Below are 24341 nucleotides of genomic sequence, written 5' to 3' on the forward strand. Positions count from 1 at the left end.
CAGGCAGAAAGACCCCCTGCGGAACAGGCTTCCGCAGGGGGTCTGCTTGTATAACAGGGTCAGCAATCTTTCAGCCTGCTGATGATCGTCCGGTATTCTTCCTGTTTGCCGAACAATGCGGAGGTGCCCAGAACGAATCCTTCCACGCCCGCCTTGCTCAGCTTTGCTATTTTTTGCGGGGAGACGGCTCCGTCCACCAGAATCCCGAAGGCGTATTTTGACTGGAAGCCGGTGAGCCTTCTGATTTTGTCGTCGACAAAATCCAGGTACTTCTGGCCGGAAAAGCCCGGATTCACGGTCATGACCGTCACATAGTCCACGAGGGGAAAAAGCTCCTGTACGGTCTCGATAGAGGTCCCCGGATTGACGGCGATACCGGCGGCTTTGCCAAGAACCCTGATTTTGGCCAGCGTTCTGGCGGGGTGCCGGTCCGCTTCGGGATGAATATGGATGATATCGGCGCCCAGATTTACAAACAAACCCAGGTAATTGCCGGGGGCATCGATCATGAGGTGGACGTCGAGAGGCTTTTCCGTGTTTTTCCGGATGCAGGCCATATCCTGTATGCCCATGCCGAAATTCGGTACAAAGCTGCCGTCCATGATATCAATATGGAAAATATCCGCCCCCGCTGCGTCCAGATTTCGGGTTTCCTGCCCCAGAGAGTCGTACTCGGCGCACATCATGGACGGACAAATTAATTTCTTCATTACAGCTCCTCCTGAGAAGATGACTTACGTGGGCTTTTTGGAAAGCCCGATCAGCTTTTGAATGGCGGGCTCCTGCGTGACAAAGGAACCCAGGGGATGGGGTGATTTTGCGAACTGACCGTGAAAATCCGATCCGCCGGTCATGATTAAACCGTATTTTGTGCAGATGCTTTGAATGGATGCCCTTACCTCTTCCGTATTGCGCGGGTGAGCGTATTCGATTCCCACAATCTGCTTTTTCTCCGCAAGCTCCGCACACAGGGGAATCGAATGGAACTGCCCCGGGTGCGCCACCACCGCGAGCCCGCCCACGTCGTGAATCAGCCGGAGTACCTCGCGGGTGTCTGGATAGGCGTTCGGAACATAGCAGGAGCCGCCTTTGGAGATGAGATCGTCCTTCAGGCTGCCGATGACCGTGTTGGTGTAGCCGTGGTCGGCAAGCGCCTGCATGATGTGAGACTCGTAGATCGATTCGCTTTCCCGGCTGAAGCGCTCAATATATTCCCAGGTGACCGGATAGATTTTCCTGATTTTTTCGATCATCTGTTTTTTGGTTTCGGCCCGGCTCAGGAGTGTTTTATCCAGCTCCTTCTGCAGGGTTTCCGTGTCCTTCGGAAAATAGCAGAGCATATGCACCGGCAGGCCGCGCTGATAGTCCTTTGTGGATATTTCCACACCGGGGATGATGCAGACGCCGAGCTCTTTTCCCGCTTCTTCCGCGAGCGGCACGCCGGCCATGGTGTCGTGGTCGGTCAGCGCCAGATAATCCAGATGGACCCGCTTCGCGTAAGCGACGATGTCCGCAGCGTACATGGAGCCGTCCGATTTTCTGCTGTGGGTATGTAGGTCTCCGACCATTGCAGCCTCCTTCTTCCTGTAAAATGGAGAAGGGCACGGTATTGAACCATGCCCTTCTTTTCGAATGGATTTCCTTATTTGCCGAGATAATTCGCTACATTGTCTTTTGTAATCAGCTGGAAGGGGACGATGTTTTCTTTTTCAACGGTTTCGCCCTTGGCTACTTTGTAAGCGACATCCATGGATTTGCTCGCCTGGCCCGCAGCATCCTGCAGAACAGTTCCGGTCAGCCTGCCGTCGGAAACGGCCTGAAGGGCATCGGGGATGGCGTCGACGCCGACAATAACGAGGTCTTTGCGTCCTGCGGCTTCAGCGGCTTCCAGAGCGCCCATTGCCATGTCGTCGTTTTCACAGAGGATTGCTTTCAGGTCCTTGTATTTTCCGAGCCAGTCTTCCGTTGTGGACATGGCCTTGTCTCTTGCCCAGTCGGCGGAAAGCTCCGCAACCAGTTTGATGTCTTTGTTTGCCAGAATGGTGCTGTCCAGTCCTTTGCGTCTCAGAATCTGAGCGCTCTGGCCCATGTTGCCTTCCAGAAGAGCGACGTCGCCCTTATTGCCGAGTTTTTCCAAAACGAATTTGCCCATGATCTGGCCGGCTTCCTCATCGTTGGAACCGACATAAGCGGTGAAGTCCTCGGAGGTCGTGCGGGTGTTGACTTCTACTACGGGGATATTCGCGTCTTTTGCAAGCGTGAGCACCTGAGCGGAGCCGTCGGCGTCCTGAGCGTTCAGAACGATGACATTCACCTTTTTCGCGATCAGGTCTTCGGCCTGTGCGATCTGCTTGTTGATGTCGGCCTGGGCGTCTACCAGGTAGAGCTCGACGTCGGGATAGGTCTTTGCGGCATAAGCTTTAATTGCTTCGCCCAGCTTATTGGAATAAGTGTCGGACATGGTTTTCATCAATACGCCGATTTTATATGTGCCGGATTTGCTGGTGGTGCTTTCTGCCGCTGTAGATGCAGTAGCACTGGATGTAGCTGTCTGCGAGGAACATGCGGTTACAGCAACGCAGATGGAAAGTGCCAGTAATGCTGCTAAAATTTTTCTGATTCTTTTCATTTCAATAACTCCTTTTTATTTACTACAGCAGATGACTGCTGTATCTGACAAGAAACCCTGTGGTTATTTTGCCGCTTTTTTTGATTTCAAATCAAAGAAGACAGCGCCGAGGATGATAATGCCCTTCACGATCATCTGATAATAGGAGGAAACGTCCATCAGGTTCAGGCCGTTGTTCAGAGTCCCTATAATCAGGACGCCCACCAGCGTACCCAGTATGGTTCCGCTTCCGCCCGTCATGCTGGTTCCGCCGATGACGACGGCCGCGATCGCGTCCAGCTCGTAGCCCTGACCCACAGCGGGCTGACCGGAATTGGTTCTAGCGGCGAGGATGACGCCGGCGATCCCTGTGAGTACGCCGGATAAAATGTAGACGCGCATCAGGATGGATTTTACATTGACGCCCGAGGCGGACGCCGCATCTTCATTGCCGCCGGTTGCGTAGACATATCTGCCGAATTTTGTCTGGGAAAGCAGGATATGAGCGAGAATGACAATGACGATAAAGATAATGATCGGGGTGTTTCCCTTGCCGATCAGATTAAAATCAGGGGATTTCAGGGTGTAGGGCTTTCCGTTGGAATATACGTACGCAAACCCTCTGGCCATCGTCATCGTGGCCAGGGTCACGATAAACGCGGGGACTTTTCCTTTGGCGACAAAAAATCCGTTCATCACGCCGAACAGGCAGCAAACGGCAACGGAAGCAATCACAGCAAGCACGGTGTTGGCCGGATTGGCCACCAGAATGCTGCCGCCGATGACGCCGGCGACGGCGACCAGAGAACCGACGGAAAGATCGATTCCGCCCACCATAATGATGAAGGTCATACCGACCGCGATAATGCCGTTGGTGGAAACCTGTCTGAGAATATTGGAGAAGTTGTCCGCAGTTCTGAAAGTCGAAGAGGAAAGACTGAAAACAACCCACAATGTCACTAATACGATAAAGATGCCGTATTTTTTTACCAAACCCATCGTGTCAATTTTTCGGGACTCCATGTTATTACCTCCAAATTTATATTTTCAAAGCGCTTTGCAGCAATTCTTTTTGCGTTACATTGCCGCTTGTAATGTCGTTGCGAAGGAATTCCCCGGAGATTTTCCCGTGAGAGACCACCAGCACCCTGTCACTCATTCCTATAATTTCAGGAAGCTCCGACGAAATCATGACAATCGCCATTCCTTCTTTTGCAAGCCGCGACATCAGCTTGTAAATTTCAAATTTGGACCCCACGTCGATCCCTCGTGTCGGCTCGTCCAAAATCAGGATTTCGGGTTTGGAAAGCAGCCATTTTGCAAGGACGACCTTCTGCTGGTTGCCGCCGCTGAGCGTTTCGGTGTTTACGTTGATGCTGAAGCATTTGATTCCCAGCACTTTTTTCAGATCTTCGACTTCCTGCACCTCTTTACCCGAGCGGATGAACAGTCCCTTGAACAGTTTCCACAGGTTCGGGAGCGAAATGTTTTCCTTAATGGAACGGCAGAGTACAAGACCGTACAGCTTTCTGTCCTCGCTGACCATGGCCAGCTTGTTTTTGATCGCATCGATCGGGGACTTGATTCTGATCTCTTTTCCGCCGATCAGGACGGAACCGCCGTCCAGCTTGTCAATGCCGAAAATCGCACGGGCTATTTCACTGCGGCCCGCGCCCATCAGGCCCGATATTCCAAGGATTTCTCCTTTGTGAACCTGAAAGGACACATCGTCGAACACGCCTTTCCGGCTCAGGTTCCTGACTTCCAGCGCGACGTCCGCAATGGGGGCGTCTTCCTTCGGATAGATGTTGTCCAGCGTTCTGCCGACCATCAGCTCCACAAGCCTTTCCTGTGAAACCGTGCTGGCGTCCACCGTTTCAATATACTGGCCGTCCCGCAGCACGGTGATGGAATCGGCAATGTCTAGGATTTCCTCCAGACGGTGTGATATATAAATAATGGAGACGTTTTTGCTGCTGAGATCCCGGATGATCTGGAAAAGCTTTTCCGCTTCCTTGCTGGAAAGCGAGGAGGTCGGCTCGTCCATGATGACGATGTCGGCGTTCGCGCGGACCGCTTTGATGATTTCGATCATCTGTGTCTGCGCCACACTCAGGCTTTCCACCAGGGTATTGGGGTCCAGAGACATGTCGTACTCTTTCAGAATCTGGCGGGACTTTTCGTTCATTTGCTTTTTCTTTACAAAGGAAGACTTGCCGAAGCATTCTTCATGACCCAGAAACAGGTTTTCCGCAATGGTCATATTGGAAAGGGAGGACAGCTCCTGATGAATCATGGCAATCCCCAGCTTTTTGGCCTCCGCTACGCTGTGCGGGGTGCTCAGCTGCCCGTTGTGCAGGATCTCGCCCTCGTTTGGGGTCAGCTCCCCGTTAATCATTTTCATCAGAGTGGATTTCCCCGCTCCGTTTTCTCCAACAATGGCGTGAACTTCCCCGGGCTTCACCTGGAAACTCACATCTTTTATGGCATAGACGCCCGTGAATCTTTTATGCAGGTGTTTGATCTCCAGCCTGTATTCTTCCATTTTGGGCTCCCCCTTTACATGTGATAGATGGTGGGAATCTCTTTGGCGCTCAAAATCTCGATTCCTCAAAACACACACATTCAAACGTTTGATTACATTTGGATTATAACATCTACCTATTCGATTTGCAATAGAAAGCTTTCGAAAATATGTTGAATCATGCAAATAGGACAAATAATAAGATGATTTTATGTAAAAAATCAATAATGAAAAAACGAGGAAAATTACGGAAACTAGAATAAAATGGTCAATATATACTATTTTAAATGCTTGAATGTAGATATAAAAACCAAATACACCGCAAATTTGATTATCGGGTTGCAAATCGGAAATACAGGTGCTATAATTTGACCATAGACACATAAACGGATGTTTGAATATAGACGTTTGAGCGAAAGGAGTATTACATAGTGATTAATACGCTGACGTTGAATCCAGCAATTGACCGACTTATTTTTCTGACAGATTTAAAAAAGAACTGTACAAACCGAATTCAAAAAACACAATCCGTAATCGGCGGCAAAGGGACCCACGTATCCATCAACCTTGGCATCCTCGGCGCGGAGAACAGGGCGTTTGGAATCTGCTTTGGGAACACGGGAAAAGAAATCATGGAAGTTCTCAGGAAAAGCAGGGTGGAGGAATCCTTCCTTTGGGAGGGAGGAAATGAAAGCCGTACGAACTACCTGTTAATAGAAGATACCAACGACTGTACCATCGTAGCGGACAAGGGGGTCACTCTTTCGTCGGGGCACCTGAGCAGCCTGATTGAGCAGATGCGGCAGCAAATCCGGCAGGGGGAGTATCTGGTGCTTTCCGGGGACGCGTCGAACTGCAGCAACCCGATGATCTACAACGATATTCTGGACGCGCTTTCCGGCAAACAGCTGAAGGTGTTTCTGGACACGAGCGGCGACAGCCTTGAGAAATGCGTGAAAACGTCCCCTTTTCTGATCAAGCCGAATCTGGACGAGCTTTCGTCCCTGTGCAGGCGGGAATTGAAAAGCGACGAAGAGATTGTGGAGGCGCTGTTCAGTCTGGACAAATACAATATTCCCGTGATTGCCGTTTCGCTGGGGGGCAGGGGCTCCCTTGTGAAATACGGAACGCAGATTTATAAGGTTACGCCGCCGCGGGTAAATGTGAAAAACACCATCGGCTGCGGGGACTGCTATTTGTCCGGCCTGGTCTACGGCTTTCAGCAAAGCAAACCCATTGAGGAAACGATCCGGATCGCGACCGCGGTTTCAGCGGCGACCGCCGAATCGGAGCTCTCGGTCGGGTTCGACCCGGAACGGGCAAAAGCCCTTCTGGAAAAAGTGCAGATTATCAAATTAAAATAAAGGAAGGTCTACTATGAGCAATTTATCCTATATTGAAGAAAGAAGAGAAATGGTAAAGGTCGCGCATTATATGTGGGACAGAAGGCTGACGAATTCCGCCGGCGGCAATTTTGCCGTCAAGGTTGCGGACAACCGGATCCTGATTACCCCGTCCCTGATGTCGGAACGGCGCTTCTGCGAGCTGAACGAGGATGATTTTCTTCTGATCGATTACGATATGAATATTCTGGAGGGGAGCGGAAAGCTTTCCAGGGAAGGCCACATGCATATGCTGATTCTGAAAAATTTCGATTATATCGGCTGTACCATCCACGCACATCCGCAGTACTGCATGGTGTACGCGTCCCAGACCAAGAGTATTCCCAACATTACGGAAGCAACCATGAAGCGTGGACCGGTGGAGTGCATCCCCTATACCAAGGCGTATACCCCGGAGCTTTCCGAGGAGGTCTATAAATACTGGGAGGACCGGCGCGAGCTGGCCAGCCGGCAGCCGATCGGCTGCATCCTTCCCCTGCACGGCGTCGTCGTGTCCGGCCCGGATATCCATATGGCCTACAGCATGCTGGAAAGAATCGAGACCGACGCGATGTGCAACATCTTTAAGAATCTGATTTAGGACCGGCCCGCAAAATCAACAGTCTTGTCTGTTTCGGCTGAAAAGTGTCAATCCTGATTGACAGACAAGGTTTGATTCGGCAACTTTACAAAATACATGGAGAGTATATCTGAAATATGATATAATAATTGTATTTTAGAATACTTGTTTGGAGTGAGTTCAATGTACACGATAGAGCGGAAAGCCGAAATCATCAGTTTGCTGGAAAAGAACAACAAGGTAGATGTAAATGCTTTAGCGGAAATGTTCGGGGCTTCAAAAGAGACGATCAGACGGGATCTGAGGGAACTGGAAGCCGACGGTTTTGTAAAAAGGACGCACGGCGGCGCCGTGTTTACGGAAAGCAGCAAGGGGGTTCAGGAATATCCTCTGCTGGTGCGCGGCGTGCAGCGGTATGAAGAAAAGAATATTATCTGCAAGCAGGCCGCACAATATATCTGTGACGGGGACACCATTTTTATTGACAACAGTTCCACCACCTCCAATCTATTGAAGTACATTGACAAATCCCTCCGGATTACTATTGTAACCAATTCCATTCAGCTTTTGATTGAGTCTGCTTCGCTGAAAAATAATAATTTGCTCATGATCTGTCTGGGCGGAATTTTCCGCAGCACCAACTTTTCAATGTACGGGAGTATTTCGCAGGCCAATGCAAAGTCCTTTTATCCGGACAAGGCGTTTGTTTCCTGTAAAGGAATCAATCCGAATACAATGCTTACCGACAGCAGCGTCTATGAAGTGGACACAAAGCGGGAAATGCTGAACCTTTCCAAAGAGGTTTACATTCTCGCCGACTATACGAAATTTTCCGAGGTCGGCACGGTCGGCCTGTCCGATTTTGCTTCGGTCAACACCATTATCACCGACGAGAAAGCGGATATCAATCAGCTGAAATATCTGGAAAGATACAACGTGAAGCTGGATATCGCGAAAAAATAGCCTGATGAGGTCGAGATCATATGACTATCAATACCCTTGCCTTTGACCTGGGCGGAAGCAGCGGCAAAGTTTTTCTGGGCAGCTACTCCGGCAGCCGCCTTTCCGTCCAAAAAGTGCACAGCTTTAAAAATAACAGCACCGCCATTAACGACTCCCTGTTCTGGGACATTATTTCCATATACTCCAATCTGCTGGAGGGGATTCAGAAAGCGTCCGTCCAATCCGGCGGCCGCATTTCCTCCGCCGGTCTGGATTCGTTTTCCAACGACTTCGGGTTCATCGACACCTTTGGCAGTCTGCTTTCCCCGGTTCACTGCTACAGGGACGGAAGGAGTACCCGCTATCAAGCGCAGATTGACGGGATCATGCCGCCGCCGCTGCGGCACCGACTGTCCGGCAACCAGGTGGCTCCCAGCAACACGCTGATGCATCTAGCCGCCATGGCGCAGTCGGGACAGGCCTTTCTGCTCCAAAATGCACACAAAATGCTTTTGGTGCCCGACCTGCTGATCCAGTTCATCACCGGACAGGCGGTGTCGGAATATACGATCTCCTCCGTAAGTGAGATGTACGATTTCCGGAAAAAGGGCTGGAACCGGGAAATTCTTTCCGCCTATCAGATACCGGAAACCCTGCTGGCCCCGATCGTGCATCCCGGGACCTTTGTGGGCGGAATGAAGAAAGGGCTCTGCGACAGCCTTCACATCCCGTCGTTCCCGGTCGTGTCCGTGTGCGAGCATGATACGGCCTCCGCCTATCTGTCCGCGCCGTGCGCCGGCGACTGCGCGATCATCAGTAGCGGAACCTGGTCGCTGGTCGGGACCGAGGTAGCGTCGCCCATTATCAATGAATACACCTATCTGTACAATATCGCGAACGAGGGCGGCTATCACGGCGCCCATCACCGCATGGTCAAGAGTATCATGGGACTGTGGATTTTACAGGAGATTCAGTCCTGTCTGGCATCACAGAATCACAGCCTTTCTTTTGACGAGCTTGGGGAGCTGGCCAGGGGTGCCAAACCGTTTGCGTTTTTGATCGACCCCGACGACATCGCCTTTTTCCGGCCCGGCAACATGCCGCAGAAAATTCAGGAGAAATGCAGGGAGAAATACGGCGCCACGCCGGAAAGCACGGGGGAGATCGTCCGCTGCGTGCTGGAAAGCCTCGCGCTGAAATACCGGTGGGCCGTCGAACGTCTGGAGCATGTGGCGGGGAAAAAGCTGCCCGTTATCCATATTGTCGGCGGCGGGTCGCAGGACCGGTTCCTGTGCCAGCTGACCGCCGACGCTTCCAATAAGCCGGTGGTGGCCGGACCCGCGGACGCGACCGCGTTCGGGAACATGATGGTTCAGCTGATCGCGCACGGAGAGCTGTCCGGAATTGAAGAGGGCCGCGAGCTGGTCCGCCTTTCGTCGGATATCCGGGAGTACACCCCGTGCCGCCCCGAAGTCTGGGACGAGGTATATGAGGATTTCAAAGCGCGGTATCAGCTTCCCTGAAACGATACGCAATGCAGCAATTACAGCAATTTCATTTCAGTTTGCGAGACAAAACACGTTCCTCCCCTGCCGAAGGCGGGGGGAGGAACGTGATCTTGTTGCAGAATCAATTGGAAATGCTGTAGATAGTATAACAAAACGGCGTCACACAATCTGTGTGACGCCGTTTTGCGGCTGTATAAGAGATAAATTACTGCAGCTTCGCGAGCTCCACCGCAAGGTTTGTGCCGACCACGGCGTTGTTGTAAACCAGCTGGATGTTGGAATCCAGACTGTCGCCGCCGGTGATCTCCTTGATCTTGGCGAGCAGGTAAGGAGTGGTTTCCTTGCCCTTGACGCCTTCGCGCGCAGCGTCCTCCAAAGCTTCGTCGATGGCCTTGTCGATGACCGCTTTGTCCATCTGGTACTGTTCGGGAATCGGGTTCGCGATCACCAGACCGCCGTTGATGCCCATTTCCCATTTGACCTTGACCGCCTGTGCCAGCTCTTTTTCGGAGTCGACGCGGTAGTCTACATGAAACCCGCTCTTTCTGGTGTAGAAAGCGGGCAGTTCGTCCGTGCCGAAACCGATGACGGGCACGCCGCGGGTTTCCAGATATTCCAGTGTCAGCTTCAGGTCAAGAATGGACTTTGCGCCCGCGCAGACGACCGCGACGTTGGTCCTTGCAAGCTCCTCAAGGTCGGCGGAAATGTCGAAGGTTTCCTGTGCGCCGCGGTGTACGCCGCCGATGCCGCCGGTGACAAAGACCCTGATGCCTGCCAGCGCCGCCAGAATCATGGTGGTCGCCACCGTGGCGGCGCCGTCCGCCTTTTTGGCGATGATGAAGGGGATATCCCTTCTGCTGGTCTTGATAACGTTTTTCGCCGTGCCCAGATGCTCCAGCTCGTCGTCGGTCAGGCCGATTTTGATCTTTCCGCCGATGATCGCGATGGTAGCGGGCTCTGCGCCGTGCTCCCGAACGATTTTTTCCACATTGCGCGCCGTTTCCACATTCTGCGGGTAGGGCATGCCGTGGGAAATGATGGTGGATTCCAGAGCAACGACGGGCTTTCCGGCATCCAGAGCCTTCTGTACGCCGGGATTGATTTCAAGATAGTCTTTTAACATGGTACGTTTCCTCCATAAGCTTTTGAATATTTTTGACGGACATATCCGGGTTGATCGTGTTTTCGTGGCGGAGCGCAAGCTTGGAAGCCGCCGCCGAGAAGCGGATGGCTTCCTCCGGGCTCATTTTGTTCAGGCTGCCGTAAACCAGCCCGGCCATAAACGCGTCCCCCGCGCCGGTGGCGTTTACCACCTTCGCCTTTTCCGTTTCCAGAATAAATTCATTTTTTTCGTCGCGGTAATAGGTCCCCCTGCCGCCGAGCGAAATCACCGCGCGTTTGACGCCCTGCCTCAGGAAGAATTCTCCCGACCGGCGCAGGCTGTCCTCGTCCGTGATCTGAATTCCGGTCAGCTTTTCGGACTCCAGCCGGTTCGGCTTGATCGTGTGCAGGCGGCCCAGAATGTTTTTCACCTTGACCGCCTTTGCGGTGGAAACCGTGTCGAGGTAAAAGTCCATTTCCGGGAACTCCTGCGTCAGGAAAACGAGAGTCTTTTCCGGCAGGTTCGTGTCAATGACGCAAAGCTGCGCGCGTTTGATCAGCTGCCTGCGGTTTTCAATAAATTCCGGGGTGATCTTTTCCAGCACATGCATCTGGGCAATCGCGACCTTCATGTCGCCCTCTTCGTCGAGAATGGAAAGGTAAATGGAAGTGGGGTATTCGTCCGACACCAGCGAATGCTTCATATCCATTCCGCATTTCCCGGCGGCTTCCAGCAGCCCCCGGCCGTAGTCGTCGTTGCCGACCGCGGTGATCAGCCGGGTGGCGACGCCCAGCCTGCTGATGTTTTCAGCGATATTCCTGCCGACGCCCCCGTGCGAAATCTTTACGTTGCCGGGGTTGGAGTCGTTCATGACCAGCTGTTCGCCGGGAAAACCTTGAATGTCGATATTTGCCCCGCCGACCACACAGACATACGGCTCGTCGTCCAGAAGATAGCATTTCCCTTTAATCACGCCCTTTTTCATCAGGTTGGTAATGTGTACCGCGACGGAGGAACGTGTAATGGAAAGCTGTTCCGACAGCTCGTTCTGTGTAATCATCGGATTTTTCCGGATCAGTTCAATAATTTCCTGTTCCCTGTTTGTCAAAAGGCCCCCTCCTTTTTACAGCCGCCTTTTCACAGGCGATAGCGTTTCCAGTTGATTTTGCAATAAGGTTGTGTTCCGTAAACTGAAATGGAATTGCTGTAAGGGTACTGTAAAATATTATAATCAATTGTTTATATAATAAGCACATGATTATAATATCATGTTTCTCTTTTGTTTGCAACAAAAAAATTTCCCATCGCAGCTTTTCACTGCGACGGGAAATTATGATTAGGAAGTGTCAAAAAACCTGCCCCGCAATTTCGCGGAAGGACTTGGCTCCCTCTGCGAGGGAGCAGGGAATTATGCTTTTCCTGCGCTGCCGCAAACCCGGATTTTCGCTTTTACCAGTTCCTTTACGGCAATGCGGGCGGGACCCATGTATTTTTTCGGATCAAAGTCGTTCGGGTGTTCCGTCATGTGCGCTTTAATAGCGTCGGTAAACGCAATGCGCAGCTCGGTGGCGAAGTTGATCTTGGACATGCCCTTTTCCACGCCTTCGCGCAGCGCGTCGTCGGAAAGGCCGGAAGCGCCGTGCATGACCAGCGGGATGGAGACCACTTTCCGGATCAGGGTGGCGCGGTTAAAGTCGAGCACCGGTTTTTTGGCGTAAATGCCGTGAGCGGTTCCGATGGCGACGGCCAGAGAGGAAATTCCGGTGCGGTTCACGAAGTCCGCAGCCTGGTCGGGGTCGGTGTACTGGTCCTCGTCACTCTCGGTGTCGTCTTCCTTTCCGCCGATTTTTCCCAGCTCGGATTCGACCGGAATGCCGAAATTATCCGCGTAATCGCGTACTTTCTGTGTGACGCGGACATTTTCCTCGTAGGGAAGAGCGGAGCCGTCGATCATGATGGAGGTGTAGCCGCTGTCAATGCATTCCTTCGCCAGCTCGAAGCTCGCGCCGTGGTCAAGATGAATGGCCACCGGCACGCTGACGGACTCTGCGGCCGCCTTCGCCAGCTGTGCGAAATAGGCGGGCGGAAAATATTTTAAGGTCGAGGATGTCGTCTGAATGATGACGGGGGATTTCAGTTCTTCCGCGGCGTTGACAATGGCCCAGACCATTTCGGCGTTTTCGGCGTTGAAAGCGCCCACCGCGTATCCGCCGTCTCTGGCGTCGTTGAGCATTTTTTTGGTAGTTACCAGCATAATTCGCTTGCCTCCTGTTATTTCAGTGTGATATAAGCGTTCAGACCGGTCGGTGCGTCGGGGTTTCCTCCGGCGGCAAGGGCCTTGGTCAGGGCGATCATCTGCATGGTGTAGATGAACGGAATGCCGTATGCTTCAAAGCGGCTGATGCCGCTGATGGAGATATGAAGGTCGGAGCCGTAAACATTGTCCTGTTCGGAACCGAAGGTGACCACGGTGCCGTTGTGCTTTTTCACGTCGTCGATCATGTCGCGCTGATAGGCGCTTTCGTTGGGCTGTACGGCAAAAATGGTGAGCGTTTTGGGGCCGTTGAGCACCTTGGGACCGTGGCGATAGTCGAGCATATTGAAGTATTTGCCGCTGATGAGCGAGATTTCGGTAAAGGCGAGCGCGCCTTCCTCCGCAAGGCCGCACAGCACGCCGTCGGCAAGGACGATGACGTCGGTGAAATCCTTCTTTCCGATGGTTTCCAGCTCGGCGCGGTATTTTTCCATGTGGTCCCTGTTCTGGTCGATCGCGGTCTTAACGGCGGCTTTCAGTTCCTCGTCACCGTAGCAGATCGCGTCGATCAGCAGGCTGGCGGCGTACAGGTTGGTGACGGAACGGGTCTGGCAGACGCTGTTGTCGTAAGACCACGGAAGCACGACGGTCAAGTCGGAAAGGTCCTCAAGGGCGCTCTTTTCCTTCATGGTGATCGATACGATTTTGACATTGGCTGCCTTTTTCATGTGCTCGACCGCACGGACGATCTCCGTGGTCGTGCCGGAACGGGACAGAACCAGTACGATGCTGTTTTCAACGGTGTGAAGGTAGGTGTCGGGATTGACCAGGTAATCGCCGCCCGCAAGCGCGACGGCGGAGGTGTCCGGACGGGTCACAAACAGGCGCTCGTTGCTCTTGGACAGCATGTAGCTGGAGCCGCAGCCGAGAAATACGAATTTGCGCCGTGTGTTTTCACGGAAGAAATTCCGGATTTCGTCTTCCTGTTTGAGTACCTGCGCATAGGTTTTATCAAGAGCGTCCTTGGTCGCCATGATTTCCTGTTCTGTTAAATACATCTTTTTTACCTCACTGTCTGTTTTTTATTTTTTGGGCAACCGACGGAAAATCCGCCGGGTTGAACTTGAAGAAGCACAGGAGCACCGCTCCCATGACCGGGGAAAGCTGCGGTTTGACCAATCGGCCGCCGAGCGCGTGAATCTGCTCCCCGAAGGGCTTTAAGATCAGGTCTCCGGCCTTGAACAGCCCGCCGGAATAGGAAACGGGGAACCCGGGCTCAAAATGTAACTGGTTCAGCACGCCTTTGACAATCAGGCCCAGCTCCGCTGCGGCGGCGCGGTAGGCTTCGATTGCCTGCGGGTCGCCTTTGGCGGCCGCTTTCTCCAGAAGAATCTGCAGACTGGCCACCTTTTCCCGGTACGGAAAATACTCTTTTACCATCAGGTCGATCAGCTCGAAATCGTCGGAAAGGCGGAATTCTTCGCGGATAATGTCGTACAGCGGCCCTCTGGGCAGCCGGTGGTCAGCTTCCTTGGAGAAAAGCTCCAGCGTCTTTCTTCCGGTCCAGTAGCAGGAGCCCTCGTCGGAGAAAAACTCCGCCCATCCGCCGGAACGCGCGGTTTTTCCGCTGCCGTCCTCGCCGAACGCGATGGAGCCCGTTCCCGCCACGACGTTGATTCCCTCTTCGCACGCGAGCGAACCGGCCCAGCCGACTTCCACATCGTTTGTCACATAGATCTGCACGCCGGGGAAGCACGCATAAATTCTTTCCTTCAGCTGCGGGTCCATCACGGCGTTTTCCCCTACGCACGGCAGCCCCATGCTGATGGCCGCCACGTCGCCGAGCGAAACGTTTGCCTTCTGAAGGCATTGTTCCACGCCTGTCTTTATCCTTTCCACAACGAGGTCAATTCCATACATCAGGTAGGAGGAGCCGGCGGTAAGATGCTCCGCAACCGGTTCTCCGTTCCCGCTGCAGAGGGAAAACGCGGTTTTGGTTCCGCCGCCGTCGACGCCGATATAATATTTCATGAATGCACCCTCTTTACAAAAACTTGTTATAACATTATAATAAGATTATCGAAGGGGATTGTCAAGATACAAAATAGATAAATAAAGGAATGTGAGAACATGTTGGATGAAAGCAGTGCGATTCCTCTTTACCGCCAGCTTCAGAATATTTTTCAGAACAATATTGAAAGCGGCGTGTGGCCGGCGGAGGAAAAGCTTCCCACCGAGTCCGAGCTTTGCCGGCAGTACGGGGTCAGCCGCATGACGGTCAGGCTGGCGCTGGAAGGGCTGAAAACGCAGGGGCTAATTTACCGCAAGCAGGGAAAGGGCTCCTATATCCTTCAGCCAAAGGTGGAGCAGGAGCTGTCGTCCTTTTACAGCTTCGGCAATAATATGCCCGATCACGGTCATACCATTACCAATCAGCTGATTTCTTTTGAAAGGCTTGCCTATGCCGTCGCGGCGGAAGCGCTCCGCCTTCCGGAAAAGGAAGAGCTTTTCTGCATACAGCGGCTCCGCTGTGCGGACAATATGCCGTTTGCCTTGGAGAAATCGTACATCCCCTGCAAGATCTGTCCAGATCTTACCGGCGGCATTGTCATTGAAAAGGGCTTGTACAATTCGCTGCATCTTTTGGCGGGGATTACGCCGAATACCGCAAAAGAGTCCTTTGAAGCGGTGCTGGTGAACAAAAGCCAGGCGGAAGCGCTGAAAACGGCCGCGAATCAGCCCGCGCTTCATCTGGAACGTGTTACCAGCGCGGGCGGCATCCTTGTGGAGTACTGCGACAGCATCGTCCGCGGCGACCGGCTGAAATACAATATCGTTCTGCGATAAAGCAATAGGAGAGAATAGCATGATTACTACCGTTACACTGAACACAGCGATCGATCAGTTATACAAAATGGATTCCTGCCGTACCGGAAGCGTCAACCGGGTAAAAAGCTGCATCAAAACAGCCGGGGGCAAGGGCGTCAATGTGGCGAGAGTCGCTTCCCTCGCGGGGGAAAAGGTGGTGGCCGCGGGCATTGTCGGCGGCTTTCACGGCGCTTATTTCAAGTCCCTGCTCGCGCAGGACGGAATCGAGGGCTGTTTTACCGATTCCGGGGCCGAAACCCGCTGCTGCATCAATGTCAGGGACGAATCCACGGGCGAGCATACGGAATTTCTGGAGCCCGGAGCGCAGCTTACGGAAAGCGCGCTGGAAGATTTTTACCGGACCTATTTGCAATGCGTGGAAACAAGCGAGGTGATCACGATTTCCGGCAGTGTTCCGGTCGGGACCCCCGCCGGTTACTACGGCAAACTGATCGCGGCCGCGAAAAGCGCGGGGAAACGCGTGATTCTGGACACCAGCGGGGCCGCGCTCCGGGAAAGCATTGCGGCAAAACCGACGATGATCAAGCCCAACGCGGACGAAATCCGTCAGCTGACGGGGCTCGCCGCCGCCTCGCGCGGAGAGCTGATTGAAGCGGCGAGAAAGCTCCATGACGGAGGAATCGAGCTGGTTGTGATCTCCCTGGGCGGGGACGGGGCGCTGGTCGTGTCGGACGAGGGTGTTTTTCAGGGGATTTGCCCCAAAATCGAGGTGGTCAACACCGTAGGCTGCGGCGACAGCATGGTCGCAGGTTTTGCCGTCGGAATGGTGCGGAATATTCCGCTCGATGAGACCATCCGCTTTGCGCTGTCCGTCGCCTCGGCCAATGCGCTGCATGAAAAAACCGGCTGCTTCCGTGAGGACGACCTGAAACGGCTTCTGTCCGGCACGGTAGTAAACCGGCTTTAATCTGAATTATTCGCCGAATTTGGAATCGATCAGCGCGACCAGGGTATCGACGGCCTTCACCTCGTCTTCGCCTTCCGCGGTAATTTCGACCTTCATACCCTGGCTCAGGCTGAGCGCCAGAATCAGGATAATGGATTTCGCGCTTGCGGATTCACCGTCCTCCAGATTTTTGATCGTGATCTTCGATTTGAATTGGGAAGCGCACTTCACAAAGTCGGAAGCGGGACGGGCGTGCAGGCCGGTCCGATTGTTAATGGCTGTTTTTTTGGAATACATGGCGGATGCCTCCTTGTTACTAACGAAAATTGATATTTTGTTTCAGTGACAGCAGGGAACAGTGTCAGGCCTTGCTTGTAAATGAAAAACCGACGGATTTTCATCAATAAGATAAGGCTCTTGATTTTACAGACAAGGCCTAGGAAAGGATGTCCTTCAAAGCGTCGTTCAGGTACTGTTCCACTTCTTTTGCGGTGGAAAGAGCCAGCACTTTTGCCGCGATTTTCTGAGCCTTTTTCATCGGCAGCTCGTTGACCAGCTTTCTGGTCTGCGCAACGGAGGAAATACTCATGCTCAGCTTGCGGACGCCCAGCCCCATCAGGACCGCGGCGCCGAGGCGATCGCCTCCCAGCTCGCCGCAGACGCAGATGGGCTTGCCGTTTTCAAGGAAGCTTTTCGCGGCGGTGTGAATCAGGCGGAAAAGAGCCGGATTATAGCTCTGATAATACTGGCTGACGGCGGGGTTCAACCGGTCGACGGCCATGGTGTACTGGCACAGGTCGTTGGTTCCGACGCTGGCGAAGTCGACTTCCTTCGCGGCAAAATCCGCCAGAAGCGCAATAGAGGGGATTTCAATCATAATCCCCAGCTTTACGTCGGGGGAAAACGCGATTCCTTCGCCGGTCAGTTCCTCTTTTACTTCGGAAACGGCCTGCTTGGCGCGGCGGATGTCGTCCATGCTGGCGACCATGGGGAACATGATCCACAGGTTTCCGTAAACGGAAGCGCGGAAGGCGGCGCGCAGCTGCGTGCGGAAAATATCGGGTCTGTCAAAGCAGAGCCGCAGGGCGCGGTTGCCCAGAAACGGGTTTTCCTCATGCGGAAGGTTGAGACAGTCGAGCTTTTTGTCGCCGCCGACATCCAGTGTGCGCAGCGTTACGGGACGGTCGCCGAAGCTGGTGAGAACCTCGCGGTAAACTGCAAACTGCTCTTCTTCGGTGGGCAGGCTGTCCCTGCCCAGGTACAGGAATTCCGTGCGGAACAGGCCGACGCCGTCGGTGCATTTTGCCCCTTCCAGCGACTGCCCGCTGACGGAGGCCAGATTCAGTTCAATATCCACCCGCACCCCGTCCGGAGTGACGGCTTCTTTATCCATATACGCATTGATCTGTGCCTGCTGTGAAAGAAAGCGGCGGCGTTTTTCGGCGCAGTCGGAAAGCTGCTCCGCCGTTGGTTCGCTGATGACCTGACCGGTCAGCGCGTCGGCGATCACAGTCTCCCCCTGGGAAAAGTGCTCCGTCGCGTTCTCCACGCCCAGAATGGCGGGGATTCCGTAGCTTCTGGCAATAATGGCCGAATGGGACGTGCTTCCGCCGATCTCCGTAACAATGGCCAGCACGTTTTTTCGGTCCAGGGTAGCCGTATCGGAAGGGAGCAGATCGTGAACGACGATGACCGCGGGAGCGGGGAGAGAGGACAGGTTTTTCTCCGGTACGCTGTTCCAGACGCGGATCAGACGCGTTTTTACATCCCGGATGTCCGACGCGCGCTCCTTGATGAGCGGGTCGGGCGATTTTCCGAGGATCCGCGCGTATTTTTCAAAGACTTCGTCAATCGCCCTGTCCGGCGAGTAACGGTCGTTTTGGATCAGCTCGCGGATATCGCCGTCCATGGCCTCGTCAAACAGGATATCGATATGTGCGGTAAAAATTTTCGCTTTTTCGGGGTCGGCGGTCTGCAGGCGGGTACGGATGGCTTTGAGCTCCGTTTCCGCATTTTTCCGCGCGGACTCATATTTGTTTAACGCCTCTGCAGCCGCGCCTTCTTCGAGCGGCGCTTCGTTGACGGCGGCGGTAAAGGGCTGGTAAAGAAAAACGGGACCTGCCGCAATTCCTCTTGAAACGGGATTGCCGTGATAAATCATATGGTTTGTGCCTCCTTAAAACATGCCGGAAAGGTTCGGCTATATCCCGTCTTCCGCAGGGATTTGCTGCAGCTTTGGTTTCTTTTTGAACTGCCTGATGCCGACTGCACCCATTTCCATTGCGCCCTGAACGTATTCTTCCATCGTTTCTTTCTCTTCCAGCAGGACGGAAGTCAGCATGGGCATATTCAGACCGGAAATGACTTCAATTTCTTTGTCCGGGAATTCGCTTTTGAGGGTAACGGCGGTTTTGAAGGGAGATCCGCCGGCCAGGTCCACCAGAACCAGAATCTGATCGCCGAGCGCTTTCATCGCCTGTCTGAGCTTATCGGAGAGCGTGTCGACATTGTCCGATTCCACAAAATCCACGCCCAGATATTTTTCCCTCGGTCCAACAATCAGCCTGGACGCGCTCATCATTCCGGTGGCAAAGCTGCCGTGTCCGGTTATCAATACTCCGATCATCGTTCTATATTACTCCTTTTATAAGCAATCTATACTGCAGGCAGCTTTGTACGGCGCGGCGTTCCCGATTGGAACGGGGCTGCTATGGGATTCCTGAAAACTGCCTGGTTTCTTCTAATGTAAGGAAAGTCCGCCTACAGGATTTCCGAAGCGGCGTCCCGGTCCAGAACCACGACCCCGTTTTTCGTAAGCTGCAGGACCGTGCCCGGCAGCATGGGCGTGGGTTTGGTCAGGCAAACCTTTTTTACGATCTCCGCCTTGGCTTTTCCGCCCGCCTGCAGAACGACCTGCTTTGCGTCCAGAATGTGGCGGATTCCCAGAGTGACCCCTCTGGACAGCGGAACAGGCTTTGAAAAATATTTTTGTCCTACCTTTTGGGTGACAGGGTCGAGGGTGACGACTTTGGCGCAGCTCTCAAAGGAAGACCCGGGCTCGTTCAGGGCCAGATGGCCGTTCATTCCCAATCCCAAAAGCATAAAATCAATTCTGCTGCGTTCAAAAATAAACCGATCGATTTTTTTACATTCTTCTTCCATGTCTTTCGCGTGAATATCAAATAAACGAATCTTCGACTTTTCAATATGAAGCGGCCCGTAAAAATTCCGGAACATAAATGAAGTGCAGTTTTCCGATTCGTCCTCCAAATCCAGCCACTCGTCCAGCTCCACAAACTCCGCCTTGCTGAAGTCCGCTTCACCGGAACCCGCGCGCTCCTTCAGAATCTGATAGGTGCGGATCGCGGTGTTTCCCGCGGCCAGGCACAGCAGTAAATCCGGTTTCGCTCTCACGGCCTCACAAAGAAAGTCCGCGCAGCGCTGCGACATTGCCTCAAAGTCATCACAAATGATTGTTTTTGGAGGGGTTCCCGTATTTTCATTATGAAGGGAAGGGATCCCTTCCCTGTTTTCCTGTAAATTCATTGCTGAATCCTCCAATAGGAAGTCATTAAGCTCTGTCCGTGAGCGGGGATCGGGCGGCTCCGGTAACAGCTTCGACAAACCATGATAGTGAAATGGGGTACAGAGAACTGTACCCCCGACACTTTTAGAAATTAAAGGATACCCAGGAAGGAAAGAAGAATCGCAAGACCGAAAGTAACCGCAATCAGCACGACCGGGCTCATTTTCTTCTTCCTCAGGAAGAAAAACATCAGCAGGGTATAGGCGAAGGGCAGTATGTTTGGGAAGATCTTATCAAGAAAATCTTTCTGAATTGAAACGGTTTTTGACGCGTTTACCACAATTTCCGGCAGCAGAGAAATATGCACATAGGATGCAATCAGTCCGCCGATTACTGTTACGCCAAGAATTGTGGCAGCCTTTGAAATAATTCCCGAGTATTCCCGTAGCGTATCCACCGCTTTCAGACCGAGATTGTAGCCTGCATGGGTCCACGCAAGACGGAGAATAAAGATGGTCAGGTAAACCGCGAAAAACAGCAGCGGGCCGACGATGCTTCCGCTCATTGCCATGGAAGCGGTAATACCGGCGATGATGGGCAGAAGGGTGAACCAGAAGATCGCGTCGCCGATACCGGCAAGCGGTGCGAACAGAGCGACCTTCAAGCCTTTGATGGTGCCTCTGTTTTCCTTCGCTTCTTCCAGGGAGATCAACAGGCCCATCAGGAAGCCGACAAGGTTCGGATGTGTGTTGATGAACTCAAGGTTATCCGTCATTGCTTCGGACAGGCCCTGCTTGTCGTTCTTGTAGATTTTCTTCAGACATTCCATCTGCGCCAGCAAAAAGCCGCCGCTCTGCATTCTTTCATAGTTGAAGCTGGCCTGCAGCAGGGAAGAGCGCCAGCCGAGTCTGGTGATGTCTTTTCTGGTCAATACTTTCTCAGGAGCCGTGTTCTTCTCAGATTCCTTCATTGCCGTCATCTCCTTCTCCTTCAGATGCAACACCGGTTGCAACCGCGGTTTTTCTGTTGTTTCTTTCATTGTTAAACACAATCAGCGCCATGGCCATGCCGACGACGGCGACCGGCAGCAGATTGGAAAAAGGAATAAAGCTTGCGATGACAAAGCCTAAAATAAGGTATGGAACGAATTCGCCCTTCAGCATGACCTTCAGAAGCATGCCAAAGCCGACTGCCGGAAGGATGCCGCCAGCGATCTCAAAGCCGTGGGTCAGCCATTCGGGCATCGCCTTTACCAGAGCCTGCATCGCGTCCTGTGCGACATAGGCGCAGAGGAAGACGACAATGCCGTAGGTAACGGCTACGATTCCCGTTGTGAGAATGTTCAGGCGGGCAAGGCTCTTGCCGTCCGCTTCTTCCGCGTATTTGTCGGCTCTTTTCATAAACAGAGAGAAGCTGGAGTAGTAGAACAGAATGATATACTGCATCAGGAAGCTGAACGGAAGGGCAAGGCCGATTGCCGTTGCAGGATCCTTTCCCGTGGTGTAGGCGATGACCGTGGTCATAACGCCGGCCAGAACAGGGTTCGGCGGCTGTGTGCCGCCGGCGGGCGTAAGACCCGCGAAGGCCAGCTCCGTCAGTCCGCCCGCCATAAGGCCCAGCGGAACGTTGCCTAAAATGATACCCGTCAGAGTACAGACGATGATTGGCCGGAAAATAAACAAAGCCTCAAGCCAGAAGTCAACGCCGACTATAATTGCCATAATAGCGAGCGCAATGCCTTGAGCTAAAGTAATTGCCATTAGTTTTTCCCCCTTTATTTTTGTTCCAGAAGTTTCGCCATACGGTAAAAGCTGCCGATAATGCCGGTGATGTTCCCCCCTTCCTCTCCAATGGATTATTTCTTGGGTATGTGCTCTTTGATGTCCCCCGGGACATCCTGAATATAGAGATCTACATTCATCGCCTGAATCGCCTGCAAATCCTCCATGTCCTTGTCATTGACATAGACTTTTTTGCTCAGCTGACGCTTGCCGCTGGTAAAATGCATGTTTCCCACGTTGACTTCCTTAATAGGCACGCCGCCTTCCAGCAGAGTACGCACAGCCGCCGGAGTCCTGCAGATAATGAAGATTTTCTGGCTTGGAGCTGCTTTGCCGATGATGTCGATGGTCTTTTGCAAAGTGAAGAAACGGATTCCTGCACTGGAAGATTCAGCAGTCATTGCCATAAGCTGCTGCTGTATTTCATCGTGAGCCACGTCGTCATCCGCGACTAAAAGCAGATTTGCACCCAGCGTCGCCGTCCAGGTGACCCCCACTTGGCCGTGGACCAGGCGGTTGTCGATTCTCGTCAAGAGTATGTTTGGATTTCCCACTTAAAATCACCCCTCGTTCAATTGTTTCAGATTTGTTAGATAAGTTTTAACATATCATGAACAGAAATACAATAATTATGACTTTTTTTCAACCAGTTCAAAAACAGGTTCCGAATTTCGATCGATACCACTAGTACAATAGGTTTTTTTATGATAGAATAATAGCATGGTTTTTGTTTAAATTGACGATAGTTTATTTGCTGTCGAAAAGACGGGAAAGGAGTATATGCAATGCCGAATCTGCCATTGTATCAGGAACTGCACGACCATATCCTGCAGTACATCAACAGCCACGAATACCCCGAAAACGGCCTGCTTCCATCGGAGCGCGACATGTGCCAGATGTATAAAGTCAGCCGGTCGACCGTAAGGCAGGCGCTGGCTTTACTGGAAGAGGAGCAAATGGTCTATACCATCCATGGCATCGGTACTTTTGTAAAGCCGAAGGTATTTGAGCAAAACCTCTCCCAGTTTTATACCTTTACCGATGACCTGAAAAACAAGAATATCTCCTTTCACAGCCATGTTTTAAGCTATGAAACGATCACCCTCAGCCGAAGCCTTGCCCTGAAGCTCAGGGCGGAGAGAAGGGAAGCTTACCACAGGCTGGTGCGGCTTTGCTCGGCCCGCGACTATCCGCTGGTCATTGAAACCACCTATCTGCCGAAAAACCGGTTCGTGCACATCGACGTGGATGCGGTGGAAAGCCGGTCGCTTTATGATTACCTCAGCGCCAAGTATGGGCTGAAGGTGGACCGGGCGACCGAAACCTTTATTCCCATTCTTCCGGACTCCGAACAGTGCGAGCTGCTGAAGATATCCCCCAGAATCCCCTGTATCCTGCTGGAGCGCTTCAGCTACGAGGGAGACGGTCTGGTGGAATATACTTCCTCCGTGGTGCGGGGGGACAAATACGTTTTTAAAATTGAACTGAATAACCGGAAGTGACTTTCGTTTTTCGGCGGTCGCGGCCGGCTTTGCTGCGCGTGAAGCCGGCGGACAGGCGGAAATTTAAATGGAAAGTCATCCGGTTATAGTCTGCCAGAAAACTGCTAATTTTATAAATTCACTTGACAATGACCCTCATATTACATATAATAATAGGGCTGCCCGATGACGCGGGCGCAGGTTGACTGCCATTGATAGTGAAAGCTTTTAGCCGCACGGTGCAGGGAATTTCACCGTGCATATCGTCAGCGACGAGGTGTAACTCAGCTTGGTAGAGTGCTTGGTTTGGGACCAAGATGCCGCAGGTTCGAACCCTGTCACCTCGACCAAAAAATGGGACCCAGCTCGTGGAGTTGGGCGCCATTTTTTCGTCGTAAGTGGTTCATTGGCGGAATCTGGCGATACAGCCGGGAGAGACAGAAATTTCATCGAATTGCTTGACAAATAAACCGTAAAATGATATATTAATCGAGTGCTGAAAATGCTGGCGTAGCTCAGTTGGTAGAGCAGCTGATTTGTAATCAGCAGGTCGGGGGTTCAAGTCCGTCTGCCAGCTCCATTTGCAAATAAGTGCAAACTTATCAATAGAATATGGGAGAGTTCCCGAGTGGCCAAAGGGGGCAGACTGTAAATCTGTTGCTTTATAGCTTCGATGGTCCGAATCCATCCTCTCCCACCAAAAAACAGGCAAGCCTTTAAGGCTTGCCTGTTTTTTACTGTCTGGAGCTGTAAAGCCCGCTTTTATCTGCGGGACGCTTTCGATTGTCGATTGATGATAGAAACAGGCCGGTGTCGCGACCCAAGCTTTGGTCTGCAAAGAAGGGACCGCCGCAAAACAAAAGTTTTGGACTGTGCCT

General features: G+C 52.7%; 24 protein-coding genes and 3 tRNA genes. 10 read left to right on the forward strand and 17 right to left on the reverse strand.

Annotated features, from left to right (window positions below; genetic code table 11):
• Positions 1 to 59: 59 nt before the first annotated feature.
• The 5 genes from rpe to ACRQU7_RS02625 form a co-directional block, all read right to left on the reverse strand.
• The gene (gene rpe / locus ACRQU7_RS02605; protein WP_444643460.1) at positions 60 to 710 is read right to left on the reverse strand and encodes a ribulose-phosphate 3-epimerase; all 651 of its coding nucleotides are present in this window, start codon (positions 708 to 710) and stop codon (positions 60 to 62) included.
• Positions 711 to 734: 24 nt separating this feature from the next.
• Entirely contained in the window at positions 735 to 1568 is an 834-nt protein-coding gene (locus ACRQU7_RS02610) for a PHP domain-containing protein (protein ID WP_444643462.1), read from the reverse strand.
• Between the two features lie 74 nt (positions 1569 to 1642).
• Complete coding sequence (locus ACRQU7_RS02615) at positions 1643 to 2629, reverse strand: substrate-binding domain-containing protein (RefSeq protein WP_444643464.1); 987 nt, start codon at positions 2627 to 2629, stop codon at positions 1643 to 1645.
• Between the two features lie 63 nt (positions 2630 to 2692).
• Positions 2693 to 3631 carry an ABC transporter permease gene (locus tag ACRQU7_RS02620; protein ID WP_081928129.1) on the reverse strand — a complete coding sequence of 313 codons (939 nt, stop codon included), beginning with the start codon at positions 3629 to 3631 and terminating at the stop codon, positions 2693 to 2695.
• 16 nt (positions 3632 to 3647) lie between these two features.
• Positions 3648 to 5153, reverse strand: coding sequence for a sugar ABC transporter ATP-binding protein (locus ACRQU7_RS02625; protein ID WP_444643466.1), 1506 nt, complete (start codon positions 5151 to 5153; stop codon positions 3648 to 3650).
• A 410-nt stretch (positions 5154 to 5563) separates the two neighbouring features.
• On the opposite strand from ACRQU7_RS02625, the gene ACRQU7_RS02630 reads away from it, so the two are divergent.
• The 4 genes from ACRQU7_RS02630 (at position 5564) to ACRQU7_RS02645 (ending at position 9559) form a co-directional block, all read left to right on the forward strand.
• On the forward strand, positions 5564 to 6496 hold the full coding sequence (locus ACRQU7_RS02630) for a 1-phosphofructokinase family hexose kinase (RefSeq protein WP_444643468.1): 933 nt from the start codon (positions 5564 to 5566) through the stop codon (positions 6494 to 6496).
• Between the two features lie 13 nt (positions 6497 to 6509).
• Positions 6510 to 7115 (forward strand): class II aldolase/adducin family protein, encoded by a 606-nt coding sequence (locus ACRQU7_RS02635; protein WP_141827039.1) that lies wholly within the window; start codon positions 6510 to 6512, stop codon positions 7113 to 7115.
• Between the two features lie 162 nt (positions 7116 to 7277).
• A complete protein-coding gene (locus tag ACRQU7_RS02640) occupies positions 7278 to 8057 on the forward strand; it encodes a DeoR/GlpR family DNA-binding transcription regulator (protein WP_444643470.1) in 780 nt (259 codons plus the stop codon).
• 20 nt (positions 8058 to 8077) lie between these two features.
• On the forward strand, positions 8078 to 9559 hold the full coding sequence (locus ACRQU7_RS02645) for a rhamnulokinase (protein WP_444643472.1): 1482 nt from the start codon (positions 8078 to 8080) through the stop codon (positions 9557 to 9559).
• Positions 9560 to 9749: 190 nt separating this feature from the next.
• Here the strand turns inward: ACRQU7_RS02645 and ACRQU7_RS02650 are convergent, their stop codons facing one another.
• The 5 genes from ACRQU7_RS02650 to ACRQU7_RS02670 all read right to left on the reverse strand — a co-directional run bounded on the left by ACRQU7_RS02650 (position 9750) and on the right by ACRQU7_RS02670 (position 14931).
• A complete protein-coding gene (locus ACRQU7_RS02650; RefSeq protein ID WP_444643474.1) occupies positions 9750 to 10667 on the reverse strand; it encodes a pseudouridine-5'-phosphate glycosidase in 918 nt (305 codons plus the stop codon).
• The gene (locus ACRQU7_RS02655) at positions 10648 to 11754 is read right to left on the reverse strand and encodes a PfkB family carbohydrate kinase (protein ID WP_444643476.1); all 1107 of its coding nucleotides are present in this window, start codon (positions 11752 to 11754) and stop codon (positions 10648 to 10650) included. The genes ACRQU7_RS02650 and ACRQU7_RS02655 overlap by 20 nt, the downstream gene beginning before the upstream one ends.
• 300 nt (positions 11755 to 12054) lie before the next feature.
• Positions 12055 to 12900 (reverse strand): class II fructose-bisphosphate aldolase, encoded by an 846-nt coding sequence (locus ACRQU7_RS02660; RefSeq protein ID WP_444643478.1) that lies wholly within the window; start codon positions 12898 to 12900, stop codon positions 12055 to 12057.
• A 17-nt stretch (positions 12901 to 12917) separates the two neighbouring features.
• The gene (locus ACRQU7_RS02665) at positions 12918 to 13958 is read right to left on the reverse strand and encodes an SIS domain-containing protein (protein WP_444643481.1); all 1041 of its coding nucleotides are present in this window, start codon (positions 13956 to 13958) and stop codon (positions 12918 to 12920) included.
• A 10-nt stretch (positions 13959 to 13968) separates the two neighbouring features.
• Positions 13969 to 14931, reverse strand: coding sequence for an N-acetylglucosamine kinase (locus ACRQU7_RS02670; RefSeq protein ID WP_444643483.1), 963 nt, complete (start codon positions 14929 to 14931; stop codon positions 13969 to 13971).
• A gap of 99 nt (positions 14932 to 15030) precedes the next feature.
• On the opposite strand from ACRQU7_RS02670, the gene ACRQU7_RS02675 reads away from it, so the two are divergent.
• Positions 15031 to 15747: a GntR family transcriptional regulator gene (locus tag ACRQU7_RS02675; RefSeq protein ID WP_444643485.1), complete on the forward strand. Its 717-nt coding sequence runs from the start codon at positions 15031 to 15033 to the stop codon at positions 15745 to 15747.
• Between the two features lie 19 nt (positions 15748 to 15766).
• Positions 15767 to 16696 (forward strand): 1-phosphofructokinase, encoded by a 930-nt coding sequence (gene pfkB / locus ACRQU7_RS02680; protein WP_444643487.1) that lies wholly within the window; start codon positions 15767 to 15769, stop codon positions 16694 to 16696.
• 6 nt (positions 16697 to 16702) lie between these two features.
• Here pfkB and ACRQU7_RS02685 read toward each other — a convergent pair whose 3' ends face one another.
• The 7 genes from ACRQU7_RS02685 to agaB all read right to left on the reverse strand — a co-directional run bounded on the left by ACRQU7_RS02685 (position 16703) and on the right by agaB (position 22536).
• The gene (locus ACRQU7_RS02685; RefSeq protein WP_038321960.1) at positions 16703 to 16972 is read right to left on the reverse strand and encodes an HPr family phosphocarrier protein; all 270 of its coding nucleotides are present in this window, start codon (positions 16970 to 16972) and stop codon (positions 16703 to 16705) included.
• A 139-nt stretch (positions 16973 to 17111) separates the two neighbouring features.
• Positions 17112 to 18836, reverse strand: a complete 1725-nt coding sequence (ptsP, locus tag ACRQU7_RS02690; protein WP_444643489.1) for a phosphoenolpyruvate--protein phosphotransferase — start codon at positions 18834 to 18836, stop codon at positions 17112 to 17114.
• Between the two features lie 39 nt (positions 18837 to 18875).
• Positions 18876 to 19301 (reverse strand): PTS fructose transporter subunit IIA, encoded by a 426-nt coding sequence (locus ACRQU7_RS02695; protein WP_444643491.1) that lies wholly within the window; start codon positions 19299 to 19301, stop codon positions 18876 to 18878.
• Positions 19302 to 19435: 134 nt separating this feature from the next.
• Complete coding sequence (locus ACRQU7_RS02700) at positions 19436 to 20221, reverse strand: glucosamine-6-phosphate deaminase (protein ID WP_444643493.1); 786 nt, start codon at positions 20219 to 20221, stop codon at positions 19436 to 19438.
• 131 nt (positions 20222 to 20352) lie between these two features.
• A complete protein-coding gene (gene agaD, locus ACRQU7_RS02705; protein WP_038321957.1) occupies positions 20353 to 21171 on the reverse strand; it encodes a PTS galactosamine transporter subunit IID in 819 nt (272 codons plus the stop codon).
• Positions 21158 to 21961 (reverse strand): PTS galactosamine transporter subunit IIC, encoded by an 804-nt coding sequence (agaC, locus tag ACRQU7_RS02710; protein WP_038321956.1) that lies wholly within the window; start codon positions 21959 to 21961, stop codon positions 21158 to 21160. Before agaC ends, agaD begins: the two co-directional genes overlap by 14 nt.
• Before the next feature lie 95 nt (positions 21962 to 22056).
• Complete coding sequence (gene agaB / locus ACRQU7_RS02715; protein ID WP_038321955.1) at positions 22057 to 22536, reverse strand: PTS galactosamine transporter subunit IIB; 480 nt, start codon at positions 22534 to 22536, stop codon at positions 22057 to 22059.
• 231 nt (positions 22537 to 22767) lie between these two features.
• Between agaB and ACRQU7_RS02720 the strand changes: the two genes are divergently transcribed.
• The 4 genes from ACRQU7_RS02720 to ACRQU7_RS02735 all read left to right on the forward strand — a co-directional run bounded on the left by ACRQU7_RS02720 (position 22768) and on the right by ACRQU7_RS02735 (position 24163).
• On the forward strand, positions 22768 to 23484 hold the full coding sequence (locus ACRQU7_RS02720; protein WP_444643496.1) for a GntR family transcriptional regulator: 717 nt from the start codon (positions 22768 to 22770) through the stop codon (positions 23482 to 23484).
• Between the two features lie 252 nt (positions 23485 to 23736).
• Positions 23737 to 23813, forward strand: a tRNA-Pro gene (locus ACRQU7_RS02725).
• 154 nt (positions 23814 to 23967) lie between these two features.
• Positions 23968 to 24043: transfer RNA gene (locus ACRQU7_RS02730), tRNA-Thr, on the forward strand.
• Between the two features lie 34 nt (positions 24044 to 24077).
• Positions 24078 to 24163 (forward strand) — tRNA-Tyr (locus tag ACRQU7_RS02735).
• Positions 24164 to 24341: the final 178 nt, after the last annotated feature.

It is taken from the genome of Caproiciproducens puteiluti (assembly GCF_052442865.1).
In the GTDB taxonomy this organism is placed as follows: domain Bacteria; phylum Bacillota; class Clostridia; order Oscillospirales; family Acutalibacteraceae; genus Caproiciproducens.

Coding starts and splice junctions, on each gene's coding strand:
- ACRQU7_RS02675 (WP_444643485.1), top strand. CDS start 15,031: ATGTTGGATGAAAGCAGTGCGATTCCTCTTTACCGCCAGCTTCAGAAT.
- ACRQU7_RS02620 (WP_081928129.1), bottom strand. CDS start 3,631: ATGGAGTCCCGAAAAATTGACACGATGGGTTTGGTAAAAAAATACGGC.
- ACRQU7_RS02700 (WP_444643493.1), bottom strand. CDS start 20,221: ATGAATTTACAGGAAAACAGGGAAGGGATCCCTTCCCTTCATAATGAA.
- ACRQU7_RS02640 (WP_444643470.1), top strand. CDS start 7,278: ATGTACACGATAGAGCGGAAAGCCGAAATCATCAGTTTGCTGGAAAAG.
- ACRQU7_RS02625 (WP_444643466.1), bottom strand. CDS start 5,153: ATGGAAGAATACAGGCTGGAGATCAAACACCTGCATAAAAGATTCACG.
- ptsP (WP_444643489.1), bottom strand. CDS start 18,836: ATGATTTATCACGGCAATCCCGTTTCAAGAGGAATTGCGGCAGGTCCC.
- ACRQU7_RS02685 (WP_038321960.1), bottom strand. CDS start 16,972: ATGTATTCCAAAAAAACAGCCATTAACAATCGGACCGGCCTGCACGCC.
- rpe (WP_444643460.1), bottom strand. CDS start 710: ATGAAGAAATTAATTTGTCCGTCCATGATGTGCGCCGAGTACGACTCT.
- agaD (WP_038321957.1), bottom strand. CDS start 21,171: ATGAAGGAATCTGAGAAGAACACGGCTCCTGAGAAAGTATTGACCAGA.
- ACRQU7_RS02665 (WP_444643481.1), bottom strand. CDS start 13,958: ATGTATTTAACAGAACAGGAAATCATGGCGACCAAGGACGCTCTTGAT.
- agaC (WP_038321956.1), bottom strand. CDS start 21,961: ATGGCAATTACTTTAGCTCAAGGCATTGCGCTCGCTATTATGGCAATT.
- ACRQU7_RS02635 (WP_141827039.1), top strand. CDS start 6,510: ATGAGCAATTTATCCTATATTGAAGAAAGAAGAGAAATGGTAAAGGTC.
- pfkB (WP_444643487.1), top strand. CDS start 15,767: ATGATTACTACCGTTACACTGAACACAGCGATCGATCAGTTATACAAA.
- ACRQU7_RS02615 (WP_444643464.1), bottom strand. CDS start 2,629: ATGAAAAGAATCAGAAAAATTTTAGCAGCATTACTGGCACTTTCCATC.
- ACRQU7_RS02720 (WP_444643496.1), top strand. CDS start 22,768: ATGCCGAATCTGCCATTGTATCAGGAACTGCACGACCATATCCTGCAG.
- ACRQU7_RS02610 (WP_444643462.1), bottom strand. CDS start 1,568: ATGGTCGGAGACCTACATACCCACAGCAGAAAATCGGACGGCTCCATG.
- ACRQU7_RS02695 (WP_444643491.1), bottom strand. CDS start 19,301: ATGATCGGAGTATTGATAACCGGACACGGCAGCTTTGCCACCGGAATG.
- ACRQU7_RS02660 (WP_444643478.1), bottom strand. CDS start 12,900: ATGCTGGTAACTACCAAAAAAATGCTCAACGACGCCAGAGACGGCGGA.
- ACRQU7_RS02650 (WP_444643474.1), bottom strand. CDS start 10,667: ATGTTAAAAGACTATCTTGAAATCAATCCCGGCGTACAGAAGGCTCTG.
- ACRQU7_RS02645 (WP_444643472.1), top strand. CDS start 8,078: ATGACTATCAATACCCTTGCCTTTGACCTGGGCGGAAGCAGCGGCAAA.
- ACRQU7_RS02670 (WP_444643483.1), bottom strand. CDS start 14,931: ATGAAATATTATATCGGCGTCGACGGCGGCGGAACCAAAACCGCGTTT.